Origin of the sequence: Pseudomonas sp. NBRC 111124, from assembly GCF_001320245.1 — a bacterium.
Lineage (GTDB): Bacteria > Pseudomonadota > Gammaproteobacteria > Pseudomonadales > Pseudomonadaceae > Aquipseudomonas.
The window spans coordinates 179,238-190,418 of record NZ_BCBA01000042.1 but is presented as its reverse complement, the minus strand read 5'-3'; the positions used below and the strand labels follow the sequence as shown (position 1 = coordinate 190,418).

The 11,181-nt window shown below is 58.5% G+C and carries 12 protein-coding genes; 11 read left to right on the top strand and 1 reads right to left on the bottom strand.

Annotated elements, in window-relative coordinates:
- Positions 1-39 precede the first annotated feature (39 nt).
- From APH28_RS17535 to APH28_RS17485, 11 genes are all read left to right on the top strand, one after another.
- The gene (locus APH28_RS17535) at positions 40-546 is read left to right on the top strand and encodes a disulfide bond formation protein B (RefSeq protein WP_060511471.1); all 507 of its coding nucleotides are present in this window, start codon (positions 40-42) and stop codon (positions 544-546) included.
- A gap of 558 nt (positions 547-1,104) precedes the next feature.
- Entirely contained in the window at positions 1,105-2,040 is a 936-nt protein-coding gene (cyoA, locus tag APH28_RS17530; RefSeq protein ID WP_060511469.1) for a ubiquinol oxidase subunit II, read from the top strand.
- A gap of 3 nt (positions 2,041-2,043) precedes the next feature.
- Positions 2,044-4,062: a cytochrome o ubiquinol oxidase subunit I gene (gene cyoB, locus APH28_RS17525; RefSeq protein WP_060511467.1), complete on the top strand. Its 2,019-nt coding sequence runs from the start codon at positions 2,044-2,046 to the stop codon at positions 4,060-4,062.
- Positions 4,063-4,065: 3 nt separating this feature from the next.
- Positions 4,066-4,689, top strand: coding sequence for a cytochrome o ubiquinol oxidase subunit III (gene cyoC / locus APH28_RS17520; protein ID WP_027920308.1), 624 nt, complete (start codon positions 4,066-4,068; stop codon positions 4,687-4,689).
- Entirely contained in the window at positions 4,689-5,021 is a 333-nt protein-coding gene (gene cyoD / locus APH28_RS17515) for a cytochrome o ubiquinol oxidase subunit IV (protein ID WP_060511465.1), read from the top strand. The genes cyoC and cyoD overlap by 1 nt, the downstream gene beginning before the upstream one ends.
- Before the next feature lie 11 nt (positions 5,022-5,032).
- On the top strand, positions 5,033-5,920 hold the full coding sequence (cyoE, locus tag APH28_RS17510; RefSeq protein WP_060511463.1) for a heme o synthase: 888 nt from the start codon (positions 5,033-5,035) through the stop codon (positions 5,918-5,920).
- Positions 5,921-6,171: 251 nt separating this feature from the next.
- Positions 6,172-7,380: an alanine transaminase gene (alaC, locus tag APH28_RS17505; RefSeq protein WP_060511461.1), complete on the top strand. Its 1,209-nt coding sequence runs from the start codon at positions 6,172-6,174 to the stop codon at positions 7,378-7,380.
- Positions 7,381-7,513: 133 nt separating this feature from the next.
- Complete coding sequence (locus tag APH28_RS17500; protein ID WP_060511459.1) at positions 7,514-8,641, top strand: hypothetical protein; 1,128 nt, start codon at positions 7,514-7,516, stop codon at positions 8,639-8,641.
- 165 nt (positions 8,642-8,806) lie between these two features.
- Positions 8,807-9,190, top strand: a complete 384-nt coding sequence (locus APH28_RS17495) for a YkgJ family cysteine cluster protein (RefSeq protein ID WP_060511457.1) — start codon at positions 8,807-8,809, stop codon at positions 9,188-9,190.
- 448 nt (positions 9,191-9,638) lie between these two features.
- On the top strand, positions 9,639-9,893 hold the full coding sequence (locus APH28_RS17490) for a hypothetical protein (RefSeq protein WP_060511455.1): 255 nt from the start codon (positions 9,639-9,641) through the stop codon (positions 9,891-9,893).
- Positions 9,886-10,137, top strand: coding sequence for a DUF3077 domain-containing protein (locus APH28_RS17485; protein ID WP_060511454.1), 252 nt, complete (start codon positions 9,886-9,888; stop codon positions 10,135-10,137). The genes APH28_RS17490 and APH28_RS17485 overlap by 8 nt, the downstream gene beginning before the upstream one ends.
- 91 nt (positions 10,138-10,228) lie before the next feature.
- Here the strand turns inward: APH28_RS17485 and APH28_RS28185 are convergent, their stop codons facing one another.
- Entirely contained in the window at positions 10,229-11,164 is a 936-nt protein-coding gene (locus APH28_RS28185) for an RHS repeat-associated core domain-containing protein (protein ID WP_082432321.1), read from the bottom strand.
- Between the last annotated feature and the right edge of the window lie 17 nt (positions 11,165-11,181).

The following is an 11,181-nucleotide window of genomic DNA, read 5'->3' as shown; positions in this document are numbered from 1 at the left end:
GCGGACCACGCTGCCACCTATCCATCGAAGGAATCGGCAATGAACGAACAAACATCGCGCCTGAACCGCGAACGGCGCTTCCTGGTACTGCTGGGGGTGATCTGCCTCGCACTGATCGGCGGTGCGCTGTACATGCAGGTAGTACTGGGTGAGGCACCTTGTCCGCTGTGCATCCTGCAACGCTACGCCTTGCTCTTTATCGCCCTGTTCGCGTTCATTGCCGCGGCCATGCCCGGGCGCCGCAGCCTGACCCTGTTCGAGGGGTTGGTGGTGCTCAGTGCCATTGGCGGAATCATTGCGGCTGGCAACCATGTGTATATACTCGCCAACCCCATGGTCAGTTGCGGCATCGATACCCTGCAGCCGATCGTCGACGACCTGCCCCTGGCCAAGCTCTGGCCGCTGGCGTTCCAGGTCGACGGTTTCTGCAGCACGCCGTACCCGCCGATCCTCGGCTTGTCGCTGGCGCAGTGGGCACTGGTGGCGTTTGTCCTGACCGCCATCCTGGTACCGTTCGGCATCTACCGCAACCGGCGCCAGTCTTAGACATAAGTCCCGATTTCGGTGTGGTCTTTTGCACCGGACGAGAAGAGTAAAAAGTCCTCTCCCGCTTGATCCAGATCAACCTCAAAGCCTTGTGAAATACGGGTTTGAGGGCTAGCAAGCGGGGTGCGACAAACTGTCGCGAAGTTGATTTGTAGCGCGCTATTGTTGCAGATTCTGTAAAGGACTGTTGCTCAATAAGTCATAGTCAAGGGTTGGCGACCTATCTACAATCGCCCCCAATTTCCGTTCGGCACTGCTTGCGAGTCGCAGGATTGAAGGAAGCCCCAGCGCTCCTTTTTGCTGACTTCGTCAAGTTTCGCCCAACGGCGATACCGGGCGGACCCCCCTCCGCGTTTTCCCGCACCAAATGGACTTGGTCTGAAGTACAGGCCTGTTGCCTACGAAACCATAAGCACCGCTAACACGCTTTGCGCCAAGGTCCTGCAGTCGGGCCCGGGCAGGAGCGAGTACGGGCGCGAAATGCCTCACTTGGCAGGACGAAGTGTTGGCTACCAAAACACAAATTGCATTGAAGCAAGCTGATCTAGAGGTCGTGAGATGAGTAAAAAGCGTTACCCCAGACTGTTTGGCATATTGCCCTTTTTAGGCATGCTTTTACTCAGTGGGTGCAACTGGACCCTGCTCGACCCGAAAGGTCAGGTCGGCATTGAGCAAAAGAACCTGATCCTGATCGCTACCGGCCTGATGCTGCTGGTGGTGATTCCGGTCATCATCATGACCGTGGCATTCGCCTGGAAGTACCGTGCTTCCAACAAGGCCGCCACCTACACCCCAGACTGGTCGCACTCGACCAAGATCGAACTCGCGGTGTGGATCATCCCGATCATCATCATCATCGCCCTGGGTTACGTCACCTACAAGTCGACCCACAAGCTGGACCCATACCGTCCGCTGGATTCCGACGTGAAGCCGATTCAGATCGACGTGGTCGCGCTGGACTGGAAGTGGCTGTTCATCTACCCGGAGCAGGGCATTGCTACCGTCAACCAGATCAACTTCCCGGCTAACGTCCCGGTGAACTTCCGCGTCACTTCCGACGCCGTGATGAACTCGTTCTTCATCCCGGGCCTGGGTGGCCAGATCTACGCGATGGCGGGCATGACCACCAAGCTGCACCTGATCGCCAACGAAAATGGCGTGTTCGACGGTATCAGCGCCAACTACAGCGGTGCTGGCTTCACCGGCATGAAATTCAAGGCCAATGCGACCTCTCAGGAAGACTTCGACAAGTGGGTCGCCGAGGTCAAGCAGTCGCCGTTGAAACTGGGCAAGGCCGAATACGAAGCCTTGGCCAAACCAAGCGAAAACAACCCAGTCGCGCTGTATGGCGAGGCCTCGCCTGACCAGTTCCAGCTGATCGTCGACAAGTACGAAGGCATGAACCGCGGTCGTCCGAGCCACGAAGAAGCAGGCAGCAAAGATCTGGCCACCACCGAGTCGAGTGTGCAACCAGCTGCCGGTGCAGAGGAGTAAGAGATGTTCGGTAAATTAACTCTGGAGGCGATACCCTTCCACGAGCCGATAGTCATGGTGACCATTGCCATGATCGCGCTCGGGGGTCTCGCTGTCGTCGGTCTTATCACCTATTTCCGCAAGTGGACTTACTTGTGGACCGAGTGGTTGACGACTGTCGACCACAAGAAAATCGGGGTGATGTACATCGTCGTCGCGATGGTCATGCTGCTGCGCGGCTTTGCCGACGCCATCATGATGCGTACCCAGCTGGCTGCCGCTACCGGTGGCTCCGAAGGCTACCTGCCGCCTGAACACTATGACCAGATCTTCACCGCTCACGGTGTGATCATGATCATCTTCATGGCGATGCCGTTCTTCACCGGCCTGATGAACCTCGCGGTTCCTCTGCAGATCGGTGCACGTGACGTTGCCTTCCCGTTCCTGAACTCCCTGAGCTTCTACCTGCTGCTGGCAGGCGTGCTGCTGGTCAACATCTCGCTCGGCGTTGGTGAATTCGCCAAGACCGGCTGGGTTGCCTATCCGCCGCTCGCGGGCATTCAGTACAGCCCTGGGGTGGGTGTCGACTACTACATCTGGGCGCTACAGCTCTCAGGCTTGGGTACGACACTGACCGGCGTGAACTTCCTCGTCACCGTGATGAAGATGCGCGCACCTGGCATGAAGCTGATGGACATGCCGATCTTCACCTGGACCTGCACCTGGGCCAACGTGCTGATCGTGGCTTCGTTCCCGATCCTGACCGCTGCACTCGCTCTGCTGACTGTTGACCGTTATCTGGACTTCCACATTTTCACCAACGAGCTTGGTGGGAACCCGATGATGTACGTCAACCTGTTCTGGGCGTGGGGTCACCCTGAGGTTTACATCCTGATCCTGCCGGCCTTCGGCGTGTTCTCGGAAGTAACTTCGACCTTCTCCGGCAAGCGTCTGTTCGGCCACCACTCGATGATCTACGCATCGGGCGCCATTGCCGTGCTGGGCTTCGCTGTATGGCTGCACCACTTCTTCACCATGGGTGCCGGCGCCAGCGTCAACACCTTCTTCGGCCTGGCGACGATGCTGATCTCCATCCCGACCGGTGTGAAGCTGTTCAACTGGCTGTTCACCATGTACCAGGGCCGCGTGCGTTTCACCGCACCAATGCTCTGGACCCTGGGCTTCATGATCACCTTCTCGATCGGTGGCATGACTGGCGTTCTGCTGGCTGTTCCAGGTGCTGACTTCGTGCTGCACAACAGCCTGTTCGTCATTGCTCACTTCCACAACGTGATCATTGGTGGTGCGGTATTCGGCTACATCGCCGGCTTCGCCTACTGGTGGCCAAAAGCGTTCGGCTTCAAGCTGAACGAGAAGTGGGGCAAAGCTGCCTTCTGGTTCTGGATCTCCGGTTTCTACGTTGCGTTCATGCCGCTGTACGCCCTGGGCTTCATGGGCATGACCCGTCGTCTGAACCACTCCGACAACCCACTGTGGGAACCCTACCTGTACGTAGCCGTTGTCGGCGCCGTGCTGATCCTGTTCGGTATCGCCTGCCAGCTGATCCAGATCGTTGTTTCGATCCGCGATCGCGAGCAGAACCTGGACGTGACCGGCGACCCATGGGGCGGCCGTACCCTGGAATGGTCGACCTCGTCGCCACCTCCGTTCTACAACTTCGCCCACATGCCAGAGAAAGTTGGCCTGGACTGCTGGAACGAAGCCAAGGAAGCCGGTGTTGCCTACAAGGTGCCGGGCAAGTACGAAGCGATCCACATGCCGAACAACACCGCTACCGGTCTGTTCATGGGTATGTTCCTGACTGTCTTCGGCTTCGCCTTCATCTGGCACATCTGGTGGCTGGTTGGCGCGAGCCTGCTGGCAACCATCGCGGTCTTCGTTCGCCACGCTGCGCGTGACGACCAGGGCTACATGGTTCCGGCCGAAGAAGTGGCGCGCATCGAAGGCGAGCGTCTCAACGCGCTGGCCAAAGCAGGTGCTCTGCCTGCCGGCGCACGTGTCGAATCGTTTGAACGGGTGTAATCAATGTCCAGTCAAGTAATCCACGGTGGCGCGCATGGTCATGACCATGCTCACGATGACCACCACCACGACTCGGGCCAGATGACCGTCCTCGGTTTCTGGCTGTACCTGATGACCGACTGCATCCTGTTTGCGTCGCTCTTCGCCACCTACGCGGTGCTGTCCGGCAGTTTTGCCGGCGGCCCGTCGGGTCACGACATCTTCCAGCTCGACTTCGTAGCAGTTGAAACGCTGTTCCTGCTGCTGTCCTCGATCACCTTCGGCTTCGCCATGCTGAAGATGTTCGACGGCAAGAAAGCGGGCGTACTGGGCTGGTTGGCCGTGACCTTCCTGTTCGGTGCAGGCTTCATCGCGATGGAAATCTATGAATTCCATCACCTGATCGGCGAGGGCTTCGGCCCAACCCGCAGTGGCTTCCTGTCGGGCTTCTTCGCCCTGGTAGGTACCCACGGTCTGCACGTGACCGCCGGCCTGATCTGGATGGCAATCATGATGTACCAGATCAACAAGCACGGCATCACGCCGACCGCCAAGACCCGCATGAGCTGCCTGAGCCTGTTCTGGCACTTCCTGGACGTGGTCTGGATCTGCGTATTCACCGTCGTCTACCTGCTGGGAGTTCTGTAATGGCTAACGCACACGACACTCATCACGAAGGTAACCACGGCAGCGTCAAGTCGTACCTGATCGGCTTCATCCTGTCGATCATCCTGACCGCGATCCCGTTCGGCCTGGCCATGTCGCCAAGCCTGCCGAAGAACCTGACCGTTCTGATCATCGTGGCCATGGCCGTGATTCAGGTGGTGGTACACCTCGTGTACTTCCTGCACATGGACCGCTCGAAAGAGCAGCGTTCCAATGTGTCGACGTTCCTGTTCACCACGATGGTAATCGCTCTGCTGGTCGGCCTGTCGCTGTGGATCATGTTCAGCATCCACTTTGAAATGATGGCCAAGTGAGGTAAGACTGCATGTCCGTTAAGCACTTTATCCAAATCACCAAACCGGGGATCATTTTCGGTAACGTGCTTTCCGTGGCAGGCGGTTTCTTCCTTGCCTCGAAGGGCCATGTGGACTTCGCCCTGTTCCTGGCGGTGGTGATCGGTACTTCACTGGTGGTGGCGTCCGGATGCGTGTTCAACAACTGCATCGACCGTGACATCGACCACAAGATGGAGCGCACCAAGAACCGCGTCATGGTGCAGGGCGGTATGTCGCTGACCCTCGCGCTGGTCTACGCCACCCTTCTCGGGGTGGCGGGCTTCAGCCTGCTGTACGTCCAGGCCAACCCGCTGTCGGCGTTCTGTGCGCTGATCGGCTTCGTGGTCTACGTCGGTTTCTACAGCCTCTGGCTGAAGCGCAAATCGGTGCACGGCACCTTGGTCGGCAGCCTGTCCGGTGCCATGCCTCCGGTGATCGGCTACTGCGCCGTGAGCAACAGCTTCGACCTGGCTGCAGTGACCCTGCTGGTGATGTTCAGCCTGTGGCAGATGCCGCACAGCTTCGCCATCGCCATCTTCCGCTTCAAGGACTACAGCGCTGCCAATATTCCGGTCCTGCCGGTGGCACGCGGTGTCCTCGCGGCGAAAAAGCAGATCGTGCTGTACGTGCTGGCCTTCCTGCTCGCCACCTTGATGCTTACCCTCGGCGGTTACGCCGGCCTCGGCTACCTGGCCGTGGCAGCCGCCATGGGCCTGTACTGGCTGTACATGGCCTGGGGTGGCTACAAGGCTGAAGACGACAGCAAGTGGGCACGCAAGGTGTTCGGTTTCTCCATCCTCACCGTTACTGCCCTGAGCGTGATGATGGGTGTGGATAGCCAGACCGCAGCGGACGTGCTGATGACCTACGCGCGCTGATCGAGGCGAGTGCTTCACTAAAACCCCGGCCATGTGCCGGGGTTTTTTATGCCTGTTTTCCTGCGTCGTCGATGGAGGCAGGCCTGAAGGCATAAATCTTTTATTTTCAAAAAATACATCTGAAAAGTTTTATCAAAACGGGAAATTACCCTTTACAAGATTCCTGTTTCGGCACTATCTTCTGATTCAGGCCGCCACAGCGGCCAGCGTCGCTCGGACGGTTCCGGGCGCTTACGTCTCTAGAGGAAACCATGGCCAATCCAGGTTCGCCGCGCCGCTTCGCGCGCATCGATCGTCTTCCCCCTTACGTCTTCAACATCACCGCCGAACTCAAGATGGCCGCCCGCCGCCGTGGCGAGGACATCATCGACCTGAGCATGGGCAACCCCGATGGCGCGACCCCGCCGCACATCGTCGAGAAGCTGGTGCAGGTCGCCCAGCGCGAAGACACCCATGGCTACTCCACCTCGCGCGGCATCCCACGCCTGCGCCGGGCCATCTCCAACTGGTACAAGGAACGCTACGAGGTCGACATCGACCCGGAAAGCGAAGCTATCGTCACCATCGGCTCGAAAGAGGGCCTGGCGCACCTGATGCTCGCTACCCTCGACCAGGGCGACACGGTGCTGGTGCCCAACCCCAGCTACCCGATCCATATCTACGGAGCGGTCATTGCCGGCGCCCAGGTGCGTTCCGTTCCGCTTGTACCGGGCGTGGACTTCTTCAACGAGCTGGAGCGGGCGATCCGCGAATCGATCCCCAAGCCGAAGATGATGATCCTCGGCTTCCCGTCCAACCCCACTGCCCAGTGCGTGGAGCTGGACTTCTTCGAGCGCGTGGTGGCCCTGGCCAAGCAGTACGACGTACTGGTGGTGCACGACCTGGCCTACGCCGACATCGTCTATGACGGCTGGAAGGCCCCGTCGATCATGCAGGTACCGGGCGCCAAGGATATCGCGGTGGAGTTCTTCACCCTGTCCAAGAGCTACAACATGGCCGGCTGGCGGATTGGCTTCATGGTCGGCAACCCCGAGCTGGTCAGCGCCCTGGCGCGGATCAAGAGCTACCACGACTACGGCACCTTCACCCCGCTGCAGGTGGCTGCCATTGCCGCCCTGGAAGGTGACCAGCAATGCGTGCGCGACATCGCCGAGCAGTACCGCCAGCGCCGCAACCTGCTGGTCAAGGGCCTGCACGAGCTGGGCTGGATGGTCGAGAACCCCAAGGCGTCGATGTACGTGTGGGCGAAGATTCCAGAGCCGTACGCGCACCTGGGTTCGCTGGAGTTCGCCAAGAAACTGCTGGCCGAGGCCAAGGTCTGCGTGTCGCCGGGCATTGGTTTTGGTGATTACGGCGACGACCATGTGCGCTTCGCCCTGATCGAGAACCAGGACCGCATTCGCCAGGCGATTCGCGGTATCCGCCAGATGTTCCGGGCTGACGGGTTGGCGCGCAAGTAAGTGCATAGCTGAGTGCTGCAAGCCGCAAGGGTAATCCTTGCGGCTTTTTGCGTTTAGGGTGGGCTGTTTCCAGCTGTGAGCCACCCTCACGAATCACTACTTTGGCGCCCCATTGTTCAGTCGAGGTGCGCAAATGAGTGTGTTTACGGCTTACTTCTGCGGTACTGGTTCTCATCGCTTCGATGAAGCCAACCCCAACTACTGGAACGGCGAGCTGGTTTCGACACTTGCCGGCAACGATCAACGCCGCGAGTTCGCGCACTGGGTCGCCGTCGATGGGCCCGGTAGCGGCAACCTCCAGGATGACCAGTTGTTCGTCGAACCTGGTGGTTTTTTCAACTGGACGGGTCAGCTGTTCGGACGAGGTTGGGAGCAGAACGTTGCCCATGTGCTGCAGATGATCAAGGGCGAGTGCAACTGGCAGCGTACCCAGCTGAGTGAAGAAGAGCACAACCGGCTGAGGGCCGCCGGGGTTCCGATCCCCGCCGCGACAAGTACGGGATCCTGGTTCTGGCGCACCTATGAATATGGCGACCGCCAGGTGACCCCTCAGGCCTTGCAGCAGCAGATCATCAAGCAGTTCCGCAAGCCGCGTATTCCGACCCAGGTCAATCTGATGGGGTGGAGCCGGGGCGGCATCAGCTGCCATATGCTGGCCAACGCAATGGCCGCCGACCCCGAACTTCGGCACATCCCGGTCAACATTTTCGCCATAGACCCGGTGCCTGGCATCGGTAACCTCCAGGCACATCGCCTAGCGCTGGCGGATAATGTCAGGGAATACGTCGGTTTTTACTCGCGCGACGAGCGTTCGAAAGGCTTTGCCTGCGTGATCCCCTCGGCAGCGCCCGGCACGCGCATGTGCGTCTACCCGATGCCCGGGCGCCATGCCACCCTGGTCGGCAACGCGTCTGTCGATGGCGGGGGAAGCGGCAAAGTACTGCCCGAGCCGGGGCTGATTGTCCGGCATTTTGCCGAAGTCTGCCTCACGCGTTGGGGGGTGGAGCTGAATGATCGATTGAACCTGAGCGACAGTCAGTTGATGGCCCATCACAGGGCAATCCAGGCTGCTGATGACACTTATCAGGCGATGCGCGATGAGTCGTATACGCTGATGACTGAAGGAAGCAAGGCCGAGCGCCTGGTGCACCATGGCACTACCCAGACTCAATTCAGCAACGTGCGTGGTGAAGACCTTGAGCCCAGTGACGGCTTGGGCAAGGTGAGATGGGCCAGCGACAGCTACAAAGCCATCTCTTGATGGGCAGGGGAGGCGGACATGGCAGGTGGCCTCCCATTGAGCGTTGCTTCGGGCGGATCAACGGCGAACTATTTTTGCGTGCCCCTCTTCTCAGCCGACCTGGCTTCGATTACAAATGGCGCGCGGGCTCAGCCCCGATAACAACAACCTTCCCTCCGTGCCATCATGTCCGAATATAACCCTTGCCTTGACTGCGGCGCCTGCTGCGGGTACTTCCGTGTGTCCTTCTTCTGGGGCGAATGCCAGTCTGCCGGCGGCCTTGTGCCGGATGACCTGGTGGTACAGATCAACCCCACCCGCGTTGCCATGATCGGCACCGACGCCAAGCCATGCCGCTGCGTGAGCCTGCAGGGCGAGATCGGTAGCGAGGTGGCGTGCACCATCTACGCCAACCGTTCCAGCCCGTGCCGCGAGTTCGAGGCGTCGTGGGAGGGTGGGGTGCATAACCCCAGCTGTGACGATGCGCGGGCAGCGTATGGGCTGCCGCCGCTGACTCCGCCGGGGGCCAACGAGCCGCATTGGCCGGATGATGGGGCTGAGGTGGCCTGAGTCACTTTCGCTAGCCTGTGCCGGCCCTTTCGCGGGTAAACCCGCTCCCACAGGTACTGCGCAAGTCTCACGGCTGGTGATATCCCTGTGGGAGCGGGTTTACCCGCGAAAAAGCCATCATCCGTAAGAAAATTCTGAAACTGAAACCAAATGCTTCAGTGGGGCAGGGGGGGTGAATTATCCTACAACCTCTGTCGGATGCCGTCTGATAGGCAAGCCAGTCCCTCCTAGGTAACTTTTCGCCGTCGCTGCTGTTTGGCGATCGGGTGTGAGAAGCCCGTTTTCCGTTGTTAGAGGTGGCTTGCCAGTTATGGCAGCCGTGCGCGTGCAGACTTCGGTCTGGCCGTGGATGCCTCCAACACGGTCTTCTCACCTCGCGTACGGCTGCCACCCAATCTGTGAGAAGGATTCGAGTGGTTGCTTCTTAAAAATACTTATGAGGCTACCTATGAAAAAGCTCGTTCCTGATCCACCACCTTCATTTCCATTTCCCTACATTTCGATCATTTCCGACTTGTCCCTCGAAGACGCCAAGCCCCACGCGGCCGCACTCATGGACGCCCTTTCCAACACCATCCAGCTCTATCTGAACACCGAAGACAAAGAGCAGCGCAAAGTCGTGCAGGAAAACCTCGCCATCCTCACCGAACTGCTCCGAGCGCTGTTCGCCCATATGGCGAATCTCGAGGTGGCCCATGACTGATGCATTGAAGTCGCGAACTACGGCAGGCACAGAGACCTTTCTCGACCTGTACGCCATCCAGCCCGGTATCCCGCTTGACCATGCCTTTGATGAGTTGTCGGTGTTGCTGGGGTGTATTCGCCACCTGAGCGAAGAGGCCGAGATGGAGAGCAACCTGATCGCGGGCAGTGCCACGCGGATTCTCAGTGCCATGGCCAAGGCGCTGATCAATGACATGGAAATGGGCCTGAACCGCAGCGCCTGAGCTGTTGGGGGCCGCTTTGCGGCCCTCTGCTTAATCGAGGGAACATCAGTGAGAACGCCTATCCCTTGGTAAAGATTAAATTATTTCTTCTCTAAGTAACGTGGGGCCTGCGAATTCCGATGTTTTGAGCTTGCAGAGGCGGAGTGTTATTCGTTTGAAACGGTTGGGGTTGTGGGGGCTGAGCAAGGGCTGGCGGAACATTTTCTGCTTGGCTAGTCAGTAGCTGATAATTCTCATTATTTAACCTGTGTGCATGTTCAAGGTGATGTTCTTCTCTCCTTAAATGCTGTTCCGCTACTTCAAGAAATTCCGCGGCGCGGGCCATGTCTTGGCTCGCTGACGCTACGTGCCTGATTTGACGTTGTGGGTTTGTCGATACGGCGGCTCTACGCTGAAACTGCTCGGCATTTTGATTAGATCTTAATGAGGCCTCATACGCATCTGTAGCAAGCGCTCTAGCTTGCTCTGCTCTCAGATTGCGCACTCGGGCACGGTGAATAAGTCTACGAGACTGGTTCAGCGTCGGATTGCCTGAGTAACGAGGTGGTTGATGCGAGGCGATGCGTTGCAACGGGATTCGGTATTGAGCGGAAGGATCCTGATAATTGATGGGATCTCCCGAACAATAACTGTAACTGTTCAGCCCACCTTGCAAAAAGGGGCTCGCTGCATCGGCAGAGCAAAATCTCATGACTCCAGGGCTATAGGTGCGGTGTCCGATGCCAAGGAAGTATCGCTCGGTCGATTTGTCCAGTTTCTCCCCGTTAAAAGCAAGGATGGGTATATCTTGCCCGGAACGAGGAAGATGGCCGTAGGGGCTGTAACTCAATACTTGTCTGATGCTTGCATCTTGTGTTCGTACAATCGATCTCATTGAGTCGATTGCGAGGAGCAATCGTCTGATTGGAACCGTAGTTTCGTGTAATTCTGCGATGGCGGAATTTTTAACCCGCAAGATGCAGCAATTCTGGCCGTCACGCAGTACCTGCTGCAGATGGTTCATTTGGTAGAAGAGTCTAGCTTTCATGAGAGGCAGGCCGCTTT